This is a genomic window from Embleya sp. NPDC005971 (genome assembly GCF_040629175.1).
Lineage (GTDB): Bacteria > Actinomycetota > Actinomycetes > Streptomycetales > Streptomycetaceae > Embleya.
Genome location: NZ_JBEXUX010000072.1, coordinates 18,390 through 34,913, shown reverse-complemented (window position 1 = coordinate 34,913; position 16,524 = coordinate 18,390). Strand labels below are relative to the sequence as shown.

Annotated in this window: 13 protein-coding genes; 6 read left to right on the top strand and 7 right to left on the bottom strand. The window is 72.4% G+C overall.

The genetic code is table 11. The features are described 5' to 3' along the window. Positions 1-37 precede the first annotated feature (37 nt). Genes ABZ374_RS40035 through ABZ374_RS40020 form a run of 4 tightly spaced genes read left to right on the top strand, consistent with a single transcriptional unit; the run spans position 38 to position 4,706 of the window. Positions 38-943: a transketolase gene (locus tag ABZ374_RS40035; RefSeq protein WP_360321606.1), complete on the top strand. Its 906-nt coding sequence runs from the start codon at positions 38-40 to the stop codon at positions 941-943. Then, complete coding sequence (locus tag ABZ374_RS40030) at positions 940-1,932, top strand: transketolase C-terminal domain-containing protein (protein WP_360321603.1); 993 nt, start codon at positions 940-942, stop codon at positions 1,930-1,932. Before ABZ374_RS40035 ends, ABZ374_RS40030 begins: the two co-directional genes overlap by 4 nt. After that, the gene (locus ABZ374_RS40025) at positions 1,932-3,551 is read left to right on the top strand and encodes an AMP-binding protein (protein WP_360321600.1); all 1,620 of its coding nucleotides are present in this window, start codon (positions 1,932-1,934) and stop codon (positions 3,549-3,551) included. Before ABZ374_RS40030 ends, ABZ374_RS40025 begins: the two co-directional genes overlap by 1 nt. A 9-nt stretch (positions 3,552-3,560) precedes the next feature. After that, positions 3,561-4,706, top strand: coding sequence for an acyl-CoA dehydrogenase family protein (locus ABZ374_RS40020; protein ID WP_360321597.1), 1,146 nt, complete (start codon positions 3,561-3,563; stop codon positions 4,704-4,706). 112 nt (positions 4,707-4,818) lie between these two features. On the opposite strand, the gene ABZ374_RS40015 is transcribed toward ABZ374_RS40020, so the two are convergent. The 6 genes from ABZ374_RS40015 to ABZ374_RS39990 all read right to left on the bottom strand — a co-directional run bounded on the left by ABZ374_RS40015 (position 4,819) and on the right by ABZ374_RS39990 (position 12,411). Continuing rightward, the gene (locus ABZ374_RS40015) at positions 4,819-5,343 is read right to left on the bottom strand and encodes a CGNR zinc finger domain-containing protein (RefSeq protein ID WP_360321594.1); all 525 of its coding nucleotides are present in this window, start codon (positions 5,341-5,343) and stop codon (positions 4,819-4,821) included. Next, the gene (locus tag ABZ374_RS40010; RefSeq protein ID WP_360321591.1) at positions 5,340-6,950 is read right to left on the bottom strand and encodes an adenylosuccinate lyase family protein; all 1,611 of its coding nucleotides are present in this window, start codon (positions 6,948-6,950) and stop codon (positions 5,340-5,342) included. The genes ABZ374_RS40015 and ABZ374_RS40010 overlap by 4 nt, the downstream gene beginning before the upstream one ends. Continuing rightward, positions 6,947-8,941 (bottom strand): FAD/NAD(P)-binding protein, encoded by a 1,995-nt coding sequence (locus tag ABZ374_RS40005; protein WP_360321588.1) that lies wholly within the window; start codon positions 8,939-8,941, stop codon positions 6,947-6,949. Before ABZ374_RS40005 ends, ABZ374_RS40010 begins: the two co-directional genes overlap by 4 nt. Next, positions 8,938-10,140 carry an FAD-dependent monooxygenase gene (locus ABZ374_RS40000; protein ID WP_360321585.1) on the bottom strand — a complete coding sequence of 401 codons (1,203 nt, stop codon included), beginning with the start codon at positions 10,138-10,140 and terminating at the stop codon, positions 8,938-8,940. Before ABZ374_RS40000 ends, ABZ374_RS40005 begins: the two co-directional genes overlap by 4 nt. Continuing rightward, entirely contained in the window at positions 10,140-11,711 is a 1,572-nt protein-coding gene (locus tag ABZ374_RS39995; protein ID WP_360321582.1) for a class I adenylate-forming enzyme family protein, read from the bottom strand. Before ABZ374_RS39995 ends, ABZ374_RS40000 begins: the two co-directional genes overlap by 1 nt. 121 nt (positions 11,712-11,832) lie before the next feature. After that, the gene (locus ABZ374_RS39990) at positions 11,833-12,411 is read right to left on the bottom strand and encodes an SRPBCC family protein (protein WP_360321579.1); all 579 of its coding nucleotides are present in this window, start codon (positions 12,409-12,411) and stop codon (positions 11,833-11,835) included. A gap of 189 nt (positions 12,412-12,600) precedes the next feature. Between ABZ374_RS39990 and ABZ374_RS39985 the strand changes: the two genes are divergently transcribed. Both ABZ374_RS39985 and ABZ374_RS39980 read left to right on the top strand, forming a co-directional pair. After that, on the top strand, positions 12,601-13,623 hold the full coding sequence (locus ABZ374_RS39985) for an NADPH:quinone reductase (protein ID WP_360321576.1): 1,023 nt from the start codon (positions 12,601-12,603) through the stop codon (positions 13,621-13,623). A 65-nt stretch (positions 13,624-13,688) separates the two neighbouring features. Next, complete coding sequence (locus ABZ374_RS39980; protein ID WP_360321573.1) at positions 13,689-14,099, top strand: VOC family protein; 411 nt, start codon at positions 13,689-13,691, stop codon at positions 14,097-14,099. 66 nt (positions 14,100-14,165) lie between these two features. Here ABZ374_RS39980 and ABZ374_RS39975 read toward each other — a convergent pair whose 3' ends face one another. Further along, positions 14,166-16,508: a non-ribosomal peptide synthetase gene (locus ABZ374_RS39975; RefSeq protein WP_360321570.1), complete on the bottom strand. Its 2,343-nt coding sequence runs from the start codon at positions 16,506-16,508 to the stop codon at positions 14,166-14,168. Positions 16,509-16,524 lie beyond the last annotated feature (16 nt).

Genomic DNA, 16,524 nt, shown 5'->3' with positions numbered 1-16,524 from the left:
GCACCACCCACACCGACCCAGGCGAGAGGAGCCAGCGATGAGCAGCAGTCCCGCGACCCTGCCCGGTCCCGTCCCGCCGGGCCGGCACGATCGACCGGGTCCGGCCGGCGAACCGGACCCCACGGCGGATGCGATCGAGGTCGCCGGCCGGATCCGCGCACACATCGTGGACATGTGCGCCGGCCCCGAGGGCGGCCACCTGGGCGGCTCGATGTCGCTGGTCGAGGTGCTCGCCACGTTGTACCTGCGGGTACTGCGGATCGACCCCCGTGTCCCGGAGGCACCGGACCGCGACATCCTGCTGCTGAGCAAGGGCCACGGCGGCATCGGCCTGTACGCGACGTTGTGCGAGGCCGGCTTCTTCGCCCCCGAGCGGCTCGCCGAGTACGCGCGGCCGGGCAGCCCGTTCATGGCCCACCCGCACCCGGAGATCCCCGGCGTGGAGATGCCGTCGGGTTCGCTGGGGCACGGCCTGGCCCTGGGCGTCGGCTTCGCGTTCGCGCACCGGTTGGAGGAGGGCGAGCGCCGCTGTTTCGTGGTGCTGGGCGACGGCGAGTTGGAGGAGGGTTCGGTGTGGGAGGCCGCCGCCGTGGCGGGCAACCACGGGCTGGACCGGCTGACCGCGATCATCGACCGCAACGGCCTGCAGATCACCGGCGGGACCGAGTCGGTCGGCGGTCTGGAACCGCTGGCGGACCGCTGGCGCGCCTTCGGCTGGCACGTCCACGAGGTGGACGGCCACGACATCGACGCGCTCACCCGGGTGCTGACCGCGCCACCGGTGCCGGGCCGACCCACCCTCGTCCTGGCGCACACGGTCAAGGGCAAGGGCATTCCGTTCGTCGAGGGCCAGGCCCGCAGCCACTACGCCCGACTGGGCGAGCGGCAACAGCGGCGCGCGCACGCGGCGTTGCGCACGCAGACCCCCGGGGAGAGCCGATGAGCACCGCCACCACCGCCGAACCGACCCCGAACCCGACCGCGGCGGCCGAGCCCCGCTCCTCGCGTGAGGTCTACCGCGACATCGTGGCCGAACTGCTGCCCGGCGACGAGCGGCTGATCTGCCTGGACACCGATACCGGCCTGTTCACCGGCGTGGACTTCGGCACCGGGCAGGACCGCTACCTGAATCTGGGCATCGCCGAACACACCCTGATGGGCGCCGCCGCAGGGCTGGCCCGCGAGGGCCGGATGCCCTTGGTGAACACGATGGCGGCGTTCGCCGCGTCCCGGGCGCTGGAGGCCGTCAAGCTCGACATCGCGCTGAACGACCTGCCGGTACGCATCGCCGCGACCCACTCCGGCGTCTCGGCGGGCCACCTGGGCCCCACCCATCACGGCCTGGAGGACTTGGCCGTGATGCGCACCCTGCCGAACATGACCGTCGTGGTGCCCGCCGACGCGGCCGGCACCGACACGCTCTTTCGCCAGGCACTCACGCTGCCCGGACCGGTCTACTTCCGAATGGGCCGCAACGCCACCCCCGACCTGCCCGCCGGACCGCCCCTGGAACTGGGCCGGGCACAGCGGCTTCGCCCCGGCACCGACATCACCGTCGCCGCGTGCGGACCATACCCGGTCCTCGCCGCCCTGGCCGCGGCCGACGAGTTGAGCGCCGAGGGCATCTCGACCGGCGTCCTGCACGTACACACCGTCAAACCGCTGGACACCGCCGCCCTCGCCGCGGCGGTCCGCCCCGGCGGCACCGTGATCACGGTCGAGGAGCACTGGCGCACCGCCGGCTTCGGCTCCGCCGTCGCCGAGGCGCTGACCGAACTCGTCCCGGTGCGCGTGCGTCGCGTGGCCATGCCGGACGCGTTCGTCTCGGTCGCGGGCGGCCAGCGGTATCTGGTCGAGCGGGGCGGCATCACCGCCCGCGCCATCGCCGCGTACGCCCGTTCGGCCGTCGACCCGACCCGAAAGGACCTGTGATGACCGGCTCGTACCGAGCGAACGGCTGGTGGCGCGAGGAAACCGTCCTGGCCGACCTGCGTCGCGCGGTGGCACGCCATCCCGACAAGGACGCCCTCGTCTGCTACCAGGACGACACCGTGGTGACCCTCACCTACGCCGAACTCGCCCACCGAGTCGACCGGTTCGCCGCCAACCTGGTGCGTCTGGGCGTTGGCCCCGGCGATGTGGTCACCCTGCAACTGCCCAACTCGTGGCAGTTGGTGGCACTGTGCCTGGCCTGCGCGCGGATGGGCGCGGTGGCCGGCCCGGTCGTCCCGGTCATGCGCAGGCGCGAAGTGGAGTTCATGACCGGCCTCACCGAGAGCCCGCTCTACATCGCGGCGGCCGAGTTCCGCGGCTTCTCCTACGCCCGGATGAGCGCGGAGGTGGCCCGGACCGTGCCCACCCTGCGCGGGCGCGTGCTGCTCGGCGCAGGCGGCGACGAAAGCGCCGACGGAGCACTGAGCTTCGAGCGCGAACTGGTCGAGCGCGAACCCACGACGGCCGAACTGGCCGCCCTGGACACGCTGGAGGCCGGACCCGACGACGCCGCGCAGGTGATGTTCACCTCGGGCACCACCGGCGAGCCCAAAGGCGTGGTGCACAGCCACAACACGCTCTACGCGATGAACAAGGCGCAGGCCGACGTGCTCGGACTCACCCCCGACGAGGTCACCGCGATGGGCTCGCCGACCTCCCACCAGGCGGGCTACACCTGGAACTTCGTGATGCCCCTGCTGCTCGGCGCGACCGCCGTCCAGGTGGACGCGTGGGATCCGGCGCCGATGTTGCGCGTGCTGGAGGAGCATGGGGTCACCTTCTTCATGGGCGCGCCCACCTTCCTCTCCGACCTGATCGAGGCACAGCGCACCTGTCCCCGGGACCTGTCCGCGCTGACCACGTTCGCCACCGGTAGCGCCCCGATCGCGCCGATGCTGGTCGAGGACGCGCGCGAGACCCTGGGCTGCCGGTTGTACGCGCTGTGGGGCATGACCGAGAACGGCTGTGTGACCATCACCCGTCCCGAACAACCGGCCCTGCGCGCCGCCGAGAGCGACGGCACCGCGGTGCCGGGGATGTGGGTGCGCATCGTCGACCGCGACCACGGCGGACCCGTGGCCGAGCGGGAGTCCGGCCTGCTCCAGGTGCGCGGTGCCGCGCAGTGTCTGGGCTACTTCCGCCGCCCCGAGGTCTACGCGGCGTCGGTCACCGAGGACGGCTGGTTCGACACCGGCGACCTGGCCCGTTCGGACGGGCACGGCGGTATCCGGATCACCGGGCGGGTCAAGGACTTGATCATGCGCGGCGCGGAGAACATCCCGGTGGTCGAGGTGGAGGCCGCGCTGCTGCGCCACCCCGCGATCAAGGACGTGGCGATCGTCGGCTATCCGGACGCCCGGCTGGGCGAACGCGCGTGTGCGGTGGTGGTCCCGGCGGGACCGGCGCCGACGCTCGCCGACCTTCAGGCCCACCTCGCCGGCCTGGACATGGCCAAGCGCTACTGGCCCGAGCGGGTGGAGATCGCGACCACGCTGCCCCGGACGCCGTCCGGGAAGGTGCAGAAGTTCGCCCTGCGCGACCGGTGCCGACAAGCCTGAGGAGGAACCATGGACTTCACCTTCACCGCCGATCAAAGCGAACTCGCAGACCACGTACGTAAGTTCGCCGACTCTCGGATCGCGCCGCACGCCCGGCAGAGCGATGCGCGCGGCAGCTATCGGCCCGGTCTGCTCGCCGAGATGGGCGCCGAGGGCCTGTTCGGCCTGCGCATCCTGCGGGAGTACGGCGGGAGGGAACTGGACGCGACGAGCGCGGGCATCGCGCTGGCCGAACTGGCCGCGGCCGACCTGTCGGTGTGCTTCCCGGTGCTCAACGCGGCGCTGGTGGGCGGTGTCCTGGCGGCGAACGGAACGCCCGCACAACTCGCCGAATGGTTACCGTCGATCGCCGCCGGCGAGACCATCGTGGCCCTGGCGCTGACCGAACCCGGGCACGGCACGGACGCGGCGAACATCGGGATGCGCGCGGAGCCCACCGCCGGCGGCTGGGTGCTCTCCGGCGAGAAGACCTCGATCATGGCCGCGATGTACGCCACCCACGCGCTGGTGTTCGCGCGCACCGGCGGGGCGGGCGCGCACGGCGTCACCGCGTTCTACGTACGGCTCGACGACGCGCACGTGAGCCGAGAACAGCTCGACGACCTGGGCTGCCGGGCCGGCGGCCGCGGCCGGCTGCTCCTGGACGGGTTGCCGGTGGGTGCACGAGACGTGGTCGGCACGCCCGGCCGCGGCTTCGTCGAGGTGATGCGCGGCTTCGGGGTCTCCCGGGCGTTGATCTCGCTGATGGCGATCGCGGTCGGGCAGGCCGCACTCGACGAGGCGATCGGGCACGCCGGGCGGCGCGAAGCGTTCGGGCAGCCGATCGGCCGGTTCCAGTCGGTGGCCTTCGCCCTGGTCGAGCACGCGACGATGTTGCACGCCGCGCGCCTGCTCGCCTACGAGGCGCTGGCCGTGGCGGACGCCGGCGAGGATCCGCGAATCCCGGCGAACATGGCCAAGTGGTGGGCCCCCAAGGCCGCGATGGACGCCGTGCATCAGGCGCTACTGACCTTCGGCCAACTCGGCTGGACCGAGGACGGCCCGATCGCCCGCCGGCTCCGCGACGTGATCGGCCTGCAACTCGCCGACGGCACCGCCGCCGCGACCAAGCTCGTGGTGGCCCGCAAACTCCTGGGCCGCACCGCCGCGCCGTGAGAGGAGGGGAAGCCGCCGGGAAACGGCCGGGGACGGCGGGCGACGACGGACGCGGCCGCGAGCGAGGACGCACGGCCGAGGCCGGGCGCTCGAACGCCGAACACGCTTGGGGTCACCCCCCGGACGCACCGGCGTTCGAGGTCGCTCGTGTTCCCCGGTAGGTGGCCATCTTGGCCCGGGTGCCGCATACCGCCATCGAGCACCAGCGGCTGCCCCGATTGCGCGAACGATCGTAGAAGGCCCATTCGCAGCGGTGTTCGCTGCACGACTTCAACCGCTGCCAGGTGCCGTCGAGCCGCGCCTCGACGGTGGCCGCCAGCACGGCGGCCCATACGCCGGGCAGTTCCGTGCGCGCCGGCCGGAGCAGGGTATCCGGTGCGCCGCCGTCGAAGCCGACGACCAGCGGGCATTCCCGCGCGATCCGGTCGAGCACCCGCCGGGCCCGCTCGTCGGCCGGCGCGCCGTTGTTCTCGCGCAAAAGACTCCGCAACGCCTCGCGCAGCGTGATCGTGCGCGCGAGGTCGAGGTCGTCCGGCGCGGTCGCCGTGGGTGCGAAGCCGTTGCGCGCCAGCCAGCGGTTCAGGCCCTGGGCCGAGGCGAACTCGTCCGGACCGAACTCGACGTTGACGCTGTTCACGAACGCCTGCACCCGCGCGAGTCCGCCCGGTGCGACGGCCCGGTCTCCCGGTTGTCGGATTTCGCGTTGTGACTGCATGCCGCCCATGCTACCGGCGTCTCCGTTTCACTGGTGGTTCCCACTCGTCCGTGCTCCCGGCCGGCCACACCCAGGACACGATCGACCAGCACCCCCGCGCCCCCGGTGTATCCGGCCGGATCCAGGAGTTCCGCCAGGCGCTCGGCGGAGATGCGCGCCGTGACCTCCGGCTCGCCGGCCAGCACCTCGGCCAATGTCCGCCCGGTCCGCACCGCGCTCGCGGACGCCGCGGCCGACAGCGCCTTGGCCCGGTCCCGCCCGAGCGCGGGGGTCAGGGTCGCCGCGAGCCGCTCGGTGACCATGTGGGCGCCGGTCGCCGCCACATTGGCGCGCATGCGTTCGGGGCGGACGACCAGGCCCTCGGCGAGCTCGACGGCCGTGTGCGCTGCGCCGCCCGCGAGCCGCAGGCCCTCGCGCAACAACAGCCACTCGGCGTGCCACGCACCCGCCGAGCGCTCGTCCTCGGCGACCGAACACCCGGACAGCGCCGCCGCGATCGCCGGCACCTGGAGCGCCGCGCTGCGCACCAGCGTGGACAACACCGGATTGTGTTTGTGCGGCATCGCCGACGATCCGCCGCGGCCGGCCACGTCGGGCTCGGCCACCTCACCCACCTCGGTCCGCGCCATCACCTGCACATCCACCGCGATCTTGCCCAGCACGCCGGTGGTACCCGCCAGCGCGGCGGCCAGGTCGATCATCGGGGTGCGCACCGCGTGCCACGGCAACGGCGTTCGGGCCAGGCCGACTTCCGCGGCGAACGCGTCGACCAGCGCCTCGACGTAGGCGCCCGGGTCGAGCCGTTCGGCCGACTCGTCGCGGCCCGCGTCCTCGCGCTCCGCGGTGGCGAGCGCCGCGTACTCCAGATAGCCCGCCAGCGTGCCGGCCGCGCCGCCGAGCGACACCGGCAGGCCGTCCGCGAGCAGCACCTCGATCCGTCGTCGGGCATCCAGGACCGACTGTCGCCAGCCCGCCGCCTTGAGGCCGAAGGTGGTGGGCACCGCGTGCAGGGTCAGGGTGCGTCCGGCCAGCACGGTGTCCCGATGCCGCTCGGCGAGCGCGCCGAGCGCGTCGGCGATCCGGGTCAGGTCGGTCCGTACGATGTTCAGGGCCCGCGCGGCGATCAGCATCGCGCCGGTGTCCAGGATGTCCTGGCTGGTGGAACCTCGGTGCACGAACTCTGCGGCTGCCGGGTCCCGTTCGGTCACCGCCCGGGTGAGCGCGGCGACCAGCGGGACCACCGGATTGGCACTCTCCCGGGCGGCCACGGCCACCTCGCGCAGATCGAAGCGTTCGGCCCGGGCCGTCGCGGTGATGATCTCGGCGGCGGCCCGCGGCAGGGTGCCCAGCCGCGCCTGGGCCCGGGCGAGCGCGGCCTCCGCGTCGAGCATGGCCTGGAGCCAGGCCCGATCGCATACGGCCGCCTCCACCGGTGTCCCCGCCCGGACCGGGGACAACAGTCCCGCGTCCTGCTCGATGTCCGAGCGATCGCACCCGTGTCGGTCGAGTGGGTCCGGGACCGTGGTCACACGATCACTCCGTTCGGGGTGATGTCCGGGTCGGTCGACAACACCGGACGCACGTTCGCCGGCACCGCGGAGGCGGCGGGCAGCGCGAGGACCGCGCGGGCGATCGCGTCCGAGTCGGCGAGCGTGACCGAGTCCACGCCGGGACGGATCCCGGCGGCGGTGACCCAGTGCACCGATTCGGTCGGCACGCCGTAGGCGTATCGGCGCGGATGCGGCCGACCCCGCCCGTCGATCAGCCGGTACGGCCGCTCGGTCACCGCCAGGCCACCGGTCTCGTAGTCCTCGCCGCCGACGCCGCGGATCCGGTACGGCGCGGCCTGGTCGGTGCTCAGCAGGTGGCGCAGCAGCGGGTCCTCGGTCCGGCGCAGGTCCGGTTCGGGCAACCGGGCTTCGATCAACACCGCGGCGCGTACCGGCGGGCCCGGGACCACGGTGGAGGCGGCCACGAACGCCGGTTCGGCGACGTCCAGGCAGATCCGGGTGCCCGGGCCGGTCAGGGTCAGCACGCCGGCCTCGATCAGCGCGATCATCTGCTCGATCCGCTTCGCCGGCGGGCCGATCGACAGGAAGCCGTTGAGCGGGGTGTACCACCCTTCCAGGTCGTCCCGGTGCGACTCGCCGGTCAGGCCACCGTGATCCACCGCGAGCCGGATCTCGTTGCGCAGGTCCCGCAGGACGTCCAGTGCGGCTTTGAGCGGTCCGTCCACGTTTCCCTCACGGGCCGCCGCGACGTCCCGCTCCAGGTACTGCACCAGCCACCCGGTGAACTCCGCCCGGCTCGCGAACTCCCGCTCACCGCAGGGCCGGGAGATCGCCGACCAGTCCCAGTGCGCGGCCCGCTCGATGCCGTACGCGACCGCCAGGTCGGCACTCTCGTCGTCGTCCGAAACCGCAAGGAACGCCCGGGTGAACGCCGCGCATTCGGCCTCCCGGCGACCTCGCCGGCGCAACAGCGCCGCGTAGTAGACGCCTTCCACCTCGCGCGCGATCAACGGCCACAGGTCCGCGGTGAAGTCGACCGGCCGCCCCGCCCGGGCGCGCCGCCGCAAACCCTCGACGTACTCGGGCGTCAGCAGCCGCGGGGCATGCCGCCCGTACGCACCCTTCCGGTTCTCGCCCCGTGCCTGGTAGGGCACGCCGCGCCTCGAACTCGCATACAACACAGGCTCGTTGCCGGACGGACGGTATTTTGTTCGCCCGTCCTCGGCACGACCGAAGCGGCCGCCCCTGCCACTGGTGAAAAGGGCCATGTAGTCGAAGAAGTTGAGCCCCAGGCCACGCAACAACACGTTCTCGCCGGGCCGGACCCGCTCCAGGTCCAGGTCCGCCGGGTTGGCCGGGGTGATATAGGTCAGGTGGTGGATCCGGGCCAGGCTCGCGGTTCGGGCCTCGCGCGCGGACAGTCGGGCCGGCAGATGCCCCAGGGCCAGTACCACCGCGTCCAACCCGTGCAGCCGGGTGCCGTCCTCCAGTCGCACTCCCTGCGGGCCACCCGGGATGCCATGCGTGTCCGCCAGCGCCACCGCGCGCGAGCGGTGCACCCGCACCGCGACATGTGCCGGCGCGCCGGCCACCACCTGCTCGAACGCGTAGTGCAGGTAGCGGCCGTGGAACGCGCGCGTGGGGTAGTCGTCGGGGCCCAGCGCGCGAGCCTCGGCGAGGATTTCCCCGTCGTGCTCGCCCGTCTCGCCCGCGGCCGTCGACCGTGCCCATTCGTACAGACTCGGCCCGGGTACGATCGGCCCCTCGATCCGCGAATTCGCGTCGGTGTACACGGTGATCTGCGCCGCGACGGTGTTCGTCAGCAGGTGCTGCGACTGCTCCGAACGCCAGACCGCGCCGGCTCCCGGCGAGGCGGGGTCGACCACGTGGATCGTGACCTTCGGATGTACGGGCGCGGCACGTTCGTTGGCGCACAGGCGCTCCACGACGGAGAGCCCGCGTGGCCCAGCGCCCACGACGCAGACCCGGATCGGGCCGGCGGCGCTCATGCCGCCGACTCCGCCGCGCCCGGCCCGCCGACCCGGAACCCGTGCATCCAGGCCACGTGGTCGTACAGTCGATCGGCCGACATCGCGCCGAGCAGCGCGTTCCTGGACTCGGCCTCGGCACCCGCGGGATGCCACAGACGGATGCTCTCCCGCGCGGCGAGCGTGACCCGGGTGGTCCGCTCGTGCCGCGCGTCGCGGTACCCGGCCAGGCGCTTCGGCAGTTCGTCGGGGCGCGCGTCCGCCAATCGCGCGCCGAGCACGACGGCGTCCTCCAGGGCCTGGCACGCGCCCTGCGCCGCGTAGTGCAGCATCGGGTGGGCCGCGTCGCCCAGCAGTGCGACCCGGCCGTCCATCCACCGGGACACGGGGTCGCGGTCGACCAGCATCCAGGTCTTCCAGTCCGCGCCGAGTTCGAGCAGGCGCTGTGCGGTGCCGCCCAGGTCGGCCAGTTCGCGCAACACCCGATCCCGGTGCACGCGCTCGCCGACGACGGCCTCGGTGCCGCCGTCCGCGCGGCTGGCCGCCAGGTTCAGGAAGCGACCGCCGGCGATCGGGTAGTGCACGAAGTGGCAACCGGGTCCGGCCCACCACACCACCGACCGGTCGAAGCGCAGCGCGTCGGGCACCCGCTCCATCGGGATCACCGCCCGGTAGACGCTGATCCCGGAGATCCGCGGCTCGCCGTCGCCGACCAGCCGGGCCCGGATCGCGGAGTGGATCCCGTCCGCGCCGATCAGTACGTCGCCGGTGATCCCGGTGCCGTCCGCGAGCAGGGCCGTCGCGCTCGTGGCGTCCCGGGCGTAGTCGACGACCTGTGCGCCGGCATACAGCGACACGGTGTCGGCGGCCAGGCACGCGTCGAGCAGTGCCCGATGCAGTTCCGCGCGATGCGCGACCACGTAGGGGCCGGCGAAGCGGCGCCGGTATCGCTCGGTCAGCGGCAGGCTCGCCACATGCGCACCGGTGACGCCGTCCATGAAGCGCAGTTCGGCCATCCGCACCGCGGTCGCACGCACCGCCGCGCCCACGCCCAGGACGTCCAGGGCGTGCAGTCCGTTGGGGGCCAGTTGGATACCGGCGCCGATCTCGGCGAACTCGCCCGCGCGTTCGAGCACGACCGCGTGGTGTCCGCGGGCGGCCACCGCGAGAGCCGTGGCCAGGCCGCCGATCCCGCCGCCCGCGACGATGACCTCGGCCATCACGCACCCCGATCCTCGTCTTCGAGCCGGCGCGCCAACTCGAGACGTTTGATCTTGGTGGTCGCGGTCTGCGGCAGGTCCTCGATCCGGCGCTGGACCGGATCGGCCAGGTCGGGGAGTTCGGCGGTGGCCGCACGCCAGGCGTCCGGGTCGATGGGGCGGTCGTCCCTGGTGCACACCACCGGCACCGCGCTGCCGTCGGCGCCGGGCACGATGACCACCTCGGCGAGTTCGTCCAGCTTGTCGAACAGCGCGTCCTCGGCGGCCAGCGTGGAGCCGAAGCCCTCGATCAGGTCGACCTCGCGGTCCAGCAGATGGATACAGCCCCACCTGGTCCGGTAGCCGACGTCGCCCATCCGCCACCAGCCGTCGGCGGACACCTGCGCGTCGTAGCGATCCTGTTCGCCGAGGTAGGTGAGGACTCGTCCGTCGCTCTTGACCTCGATGAAGCCGGGGTGCTCGGCGGACGGCGGCCGGCCCGCCCGGCCGACCACCCGGGCGGCGGTCATCCCGGGGAAGGGGCGGCCCACACAACGACCGTCGGCGTCCGGGGCCCGGCCCCGGGTGAAGGCGCGGACCACGGCCGGTCCGACCTCGCTCTGACCGTACAACTGGCCGAACAGCGGCGCGCGGCGCCGGGTGGCGGCCAGCAGTCGGTGCACGGTGCGCGGGTGGATCGCGTCGAAGGTGGAACTGAACAGCTTGACGCCGGCCAGGGGTTCGCGCGGATCGTCGGCCAACTCCTCCCATTCCATGAAGGTGTTGGGATGCGCCTCCAGGATTCCCGGTCGCAGCCGTGCGAACAGATCGGCGGCGCGTCGGGGATCGGAGTCGGCCAGCACGGCGATCGGGAAACCGCGCAGCAGCGAGATGGCCAGCGCGGTGATCAGCCGGGAGTGCACGAACGACACGTGCAGCGCGATGGTTTCCCGGCGCCGCAGGATCGGCGCGACGATCGCGGCCTGCGGGCGGTATCGGGCCTGGAGGCTGCGACCGGTGTGTACGGCGAGCTTGGGGACGCCGGTGGTGCCCGAGGTGTGGGTGATCAGCGTCGGCTCCTCGGCGGGCCGCGTCACCGCGGGCACCCGGGTCGCCCCGGCGAACGCGTCCAGGGTGGTGGCGTCCGGATGTGTGCCCTTGGTCAGCAGCACCCGCGCCGTCTCGGCGAAGAGCGCGCCCGGCAGCCCGTCGAGCTTGGCCCGGTCGGTGACCAGGAACGGCCGGTCGGTGCGCCGCACCAACTCGGCGACGGTCGCGCCGTCGAGCATCGGCGACAGCAGCACCGGCACCCCGCCGATTCGAGCGATCGCGCAGGCCAAAAGCGTGATGTCGAAGCCGTCGCGCTTGTGCACCACGACCCGGTCGCCGGGTCGGATCCCGGCCGCGTCCAGCCGGGCCGCGAAGTCGTCCACCAGGTCGGCGATCTCCGGGATGGTCGCGCGCCGGCCCAGATCGGGAGCGATGTCCAGGTCGTGGTCGAGGATCAGGACGTTGGTCGGGTGTCGGGCCGCCGCGCGTTCGAAGAGCGTGCCCAGTCGGATGCCGCGATTGCCGATGCGCTGCAAGAACATGAGGTCATACCTTCGTCGGTGGGTTCGGACGGGCCGACGACCACGCCGGGAGGGTGCGAGACGGCGGGCGGTGGACCCGATCGGCCGCGGGCCGGGCAGGGCGGGCGCCGGCGGCGACGGTTCAGTGCCGGCCGGTGGTGGAGCGCTCGGCGATCCGCTTGACGCGTTCGAGGGTGACCGGCAGATCCGCGGCGAGTTTGGCGCCCCACTCGGCCAGGAAGCGCCGCGTCCGCGCCTCGTCCATCGCCGCGGTGATGCCGCGGATCCCCTCGGTCGCGTGGCCCATCCGGAACCGGTGGGTCAACACACAACCACCGGTGGCGGGCTCGATGTCGTAGCGCCACACGCTGTCCTGCCGGACCCCCGCCGAGTCCCGCATCGCCCAGCCGAAGCCGTGCCCGGGGTCGGCGGCGATCACTTCGGATTCGGTGAACCACGTGCCTCGGACCACCGGCGCCCAGCCGACCACGTCCGGGGCCCGCAGGTTTTCGCCGCGGAACACCGCCCCCACCGTGCCCGGTTCGCCGCTGATCCAGGTGCCGCCGACACACTCGGGACTCCACTGCGCGCTGCGCGGCAGGTCGCTGACGAGTGCGTAGACCTCGGCCGGATCGGCCGCGATGTGCGTATGCGCCGCCACCAGGAACAGTGGCGCACGCTCGCCGACCTCGAAGGTCGCCAAGCTGGGTGCGTTGGTCATCTCCTGGTGCCCCTTTCGGTGTCGCCGACATGGCGAGAGCATTGCTACCACTCATCACGTTATGGTGGTAACAGTGCGGCGACCACGCCCCGGCGATAAGACGTGCTTCTCGTATCGCGAAGCCACGCGCGTTTCGAACCGGCGGGTCACGCACGGGAATTCACGTCGGCCGATGCCAGACTCCGTTACATGCGCGCTGCCTACCTCGAACGGCTCGGCCCGCCATCGGAGATCCGCTTCGGCGAGCTGCCCGACCCCCGCCCCGGCCCCTGCGACGTGCTCGTCGACGTGTGGGCCGGCACGGTCAATCCGGTCGACACCTTCGTACGTTCCGGGCGGTTCGTCACCCCCGTGGCCTTCCCGTTCGTGATCGGTCGCGATCTGGTCGGCCGGGTCGCCCGGGTCGGCCCCGGTGCGCCCGGCTTCGCCGTCGGTGACCGGGTATGGAGCAACAGCCTCGGCCACGGCGGCCGGCAGGGTGCGGCGGCCGAACGGGCGGTGATCGCCGCCGACCGGCTCTACCGACTCCCGCCGGGGGTGGATGCGTTCGCGGCCGCGGCGGTGCTGCATCCCGCGGCCACCGCCCACCTCGCCCTGTTCACGCACGGTGGTCTGCGCGCCGGCGACACCGTGCTGATCGCGGGCGCCGCCGGAAACGTCGGCAGCGCACTGGTCACTCTGGCCGCCGAGGCGGGTGCCCGGATCCTGGCCACCGCCTCGGCTCGGGACGCCCGATACTGCCGCGAACTGGGCGCCGAGATCGTCTGCGACTATCGCGATCCCCAGGTGACCCGACACCTCGCCGAGGCCGCCCCGAACGGCGTCGACCTGTATCTGGACACCTCCGGCCACAACGACCTGGTGGCGGCGGTCGGCCTGCTCGCTCGACGCGGCCGGATCGTTCTGCTCGCCGGCGCGGGATCGGGCACCGCGCCGGTGTTGCCCGCGAGCGAGCTCTACATGAAGGACGGCTCGATCCGCAGCTTCGTGATCTCGCACGCCGGCATCGACGAACTCGCCGCCGCCGCGGACACGATCAACCGCCTGCTCGGCGCCGGCCGGCTGCGTCCGCGCACGATGGAGATCCTGCCGCTGTCCGCCGCCGCCGACGTGCATCGTCGGATGGAACGGCACGAACTGCACGGCAGGAGGGTGGTACTGCGCACCGACGGCGCACCCCGACCCGCCGCATTCGGTCCCGCCCGGGCGTGACCCCGCACGATCCGCGGCGTTGTCACCATGTCGGACCGGTACCGCCGAACACCGAGGGAGCACGGATGTTGCAAGGTTTGGCCCATGTCAGGTATCAGGCGGCGGACTTGCCCGCGGCCCGTCGTTGGTACACCGAACTACTGGGCGTGGAGCCCTACTTCGAGCGACCCGGGTATGTGGAGTTCCGGGTCGGCGACTTCCGGCAGGAACTGGGACTGGTGGACGCCCGCTACGTCTCGGAGTTGGGCGCACACGGCACGGCCGAGGCAGGCGGTGCCGTCGTCAGTTGGCATGTCGAGGATCTTCCCGCCGCCCTGGCCCGGTTGTCGGCCATGGGTGCGAGGGAGCACGAGCCGGCGCGCGACTTCGGCGAGGGCTTCGTCGGTGCCTCGGTGCTCGACCCGTTCGGGAACGTACTCGGCATCATGCACAACCCGAACTACCTGGACGTCCTGGCCGAGACCGGCAAGGGCTGAGCCCGGCGACGCGGCTTGTCGTCCCCGTCGGGCGCCCCCGGGGACGACGGCCGCTCGCCCGAGGGTTCAACGCGCGTGGGCTGCCTCGATCACCTCGACCATGCGGTCGATCGTGGGCTCGTGCAGTAGATCACCCAACTCGACGTCCACGTCGAAGAGTTCGCGTACCTGCTCGGTCAGGCGGGCCCCCCGCAGCGAGTCGCCGCCGAGTTCGAAGAAGTTGTCCCGCACGCCGATCCCATCCAGTTCGAGCACCTTCGTCCACAACTGCACGAGCGAGTGCTCGGTGTCGGTGTGCGGCTCCCGGTACGGGCTGTCCAGGTCCGGCCGCGAGCGCGGCGGTTCGGGCAGCGCGGCCCGGTCGATCTTGCCGTTGACCGAGGTCGGCAGCCCGCCCACGACATACGCGGACGGCACCATGAACGCGGGCAACTTCTCCCGCAGCGCCCGACGGATGTCGCGAACCGCCGGCGCCGGTTCACCCTTCGGCTCGATGTACGCGGTCAGTCGCACGTCCCCGTCCGCATCCCGATGTGCCAGGACCGCGACCTGGGCGACGCCCGGCTGCCTCGCGGCGACCACCTCGATCTCGCCCAGTTGCACGGTGTTGCCCTGAACCTTGAGTTGGTTGTCCACCCTGCCGATGATCTCGATGCCGCCGTCCTGCCAGTACCGCGCCATGTCGCCGGTGCGGTAGAGCATCGGGTTCGGGTCCACATCGATCGGGTTGGGCACCCACTTCAGCGCGGTCGCCTCGGGCCGGTTCAGGTAGCCGGCCGACAGGCTGTGGCCCGCGATGCACAGTTCGCCCACCACACCCGGCGGCACCGGCGCGAGGTTCTCGTCCAGCACGTAGATCTTGACGTTCGGGATCGGCCGGCCGATCGGCGGCAGCCTGCGACCTCGTCCCTCCGGCCCCAACTCGCGGCCCAGCTCGGTGATATCGCAGCCGGCGACGGTGGTCGCCTCGGCGGAGCCGTACAGGTTGATCAGGCGGAACGGCAGCCCGGCGGGCGGCCAGGACTGGATCCGCTCGCCGCAGACCCTGATGTTCGCCAACGGGGTGTCGGCGGGCCAGTCCAGGCTCCACAACCGCTCGGCCATCGGCTTCATCAACAGCGTGGTGGTGATCCGCTTGTCCAGGTACCAGTCCTGGAGCAACTGCGGGGATGCCACCACGGACACATCGGGGATGTGCACCGTGCCACCCGCGGCGAGCACCGGGAAACACTCGACCTCGACCATGCCGTAGCCGGGCGCCGCCAGCCAGGTGCCCTGGGTGTCGGTGTTCATCCCGGTCATCTCGCACATGCTGTGGATCTGATTGCGCGCCGCCCCGAACCGGACCAGAACCGCTTTCGGCGCACCGGTGGAGCCGGAGGTGTAGCAGATGTGGATCAGGTCGTCGACGTCCACCGGCGCGCTCACCTCGGTGCTCGGCTCGGTGTGCCAGTCGGCGACGTCGAGCGCGAGCACCGGGCAGTGTCCGCGGACCGTGTCCTCGTGGGCGGACAGCGTCACCACCGCGGCGGCCGAGGCGTCCTCGACCATGAAGCGCACCCGATCGGCGGGAAAGTCCGGGTCGAGCAGGATCGCCGCAGCCGCGAGCTTGAAGCAGGCGAGTTGGGCGATCAGGCTCTCCGCGCCGCGCGGAAAGCAGACTCCGACCCGGTCCTGCCGGCGAACACCGATCGCGGCCAGGCGGTGGGCGAGTCGATTGGCCCGGTCGTCCAGTTCCCGATAGGTCAGCGCGGTGTCGGGCAGCGCGATCGCGGTCGCCTCGGGGGTTCGGCGCGCGAAGTCCGCGACGATCTCGTGGAAGAACGGCTCGGGTACGGACTGGTCGGTCCGGTTCCACTGGACCAGGATGCGCTGCCTCTCCTCGTCGCCCAGCAGCGGCAGATCACGGACGAGCACGCCGTCGTCGTTGCTCAGCGCGGTGAGCAGACGGGCCAGGTGCCGGCCGTACTGGGCGGCTGCCTCGTCGTCGAACTCGTCCTGGAAGAGCAGCAATTCGTAGGTTCCCCGGTCGACGGTCAGGGTCAGCGCGGCGCGGTCGGCAACGTCTTGCGCGGCCGCGTCGGCCACCAGGCCGTGGCAGGGGCGACCGGCCGCCGGTTGGGCGGGCGGCGCGGCGGCGACGGCGGCGAGCAGTTCCGCCGCCGTCTCGTCGCCGGACACCCGCGGTTCGATGATCTCGGTCGGGCCCGGACCGATCCGGCGAGCGATCAGCAGATCGGTCTCGCCGGTGTAGCGGTGGATCAGCGCCGCGAGCGCCGCCGACGCGTACCGCTGCGGATCCGGCTTCGCCCGCTCGGGGGCGGCGATGGCGATCCGATGCACCGCACCGGTGCGATCACCATCGATGTGCCGGGCGAGCGGAAGTGCCGAACTCGTGGTCGTGGCCACCGGAATCGTTCCTCTC

What these genes read in the sequence shown, in the direction of transcription:
- ABZ374_RS39980 (WP_360321573.1), top strand. Translation starts at nt 13,689, where the DNA reads ATGTTGCAAGGTTTGGCCCATGTCAGGTATCAGGCGGCGGACTTGCCC.
- ABZ374_RS39985 (WP_360321576.1), top strand. Translation starts at nt 12,601, where the DNA reads ATGCGCGCTGCCTACCTCGAACGGCTCGGCCCGCCATCGGAGATCCGC.
- ABZ374_RS40030 (WP_360321603.1), top strand. Translation starts at nt 940, where the DNA reads ATGAGCACCGCCACCACCGCCGAACCGACCCCGAACCCGACCGCGGCG.
- ABZ374_RS40020 (WP_360321597.1), top strand. Translation starts at nt 3,561, where the DNA reads ATGGACTTCACCTTCACCGCCGATCAAAGCGAACTCGCAGACCACGTA.
- ABZ374_RS39995 (WP_360321582.1), bottom strand. Translation starts at nt 11,711, where the DNA reads ATGTTCTTGCAGCGCATCGGCAATCGCGGCATCCGACTGGGCACGCTC.
- ABZ374_RS39990 (WP_360321579.1), bottom strand. Translation starts at nt 12,411, where the DNA reads ATGACCAACGCACCCAGCTTGGCGACCTTCGAGGTCGGCGAGCGTGCG.
- ABZ374_RS40000 (WP_360321585.1), bottom strand. Translation starts at nt 10,140, where the DNA reads ATGGCCGAGGTCATCGTCGCGGGCGGCGGGATCGGCGGCCTGGCCACG.
- ABZ374_RS40035 (WP_360321606.1), top strand. Translation starts at nt 38, where the DNA reads ATGAGCAGCAGTCCCGCGACCCTGCCCGGTCCCGTCCCGCCGGGCCGG.
- ABZ374_RS40025 (WP_360321600.1), top strand. Translation starts at nt 1,932, where the DNA reads ATGACCGGCTCGTACCGAGCGAACGGCTGGTGGCGCGAGGAAACCGTC.
- ABZ374_RS40005 (WP_360321588.1), bottom strand. Translation starts at nt 8,941, where the DNA reads ATGAGCGCCGCCGGCCCGATCCGGGTCTGCGTCGTGGGCGCTGGGCCA.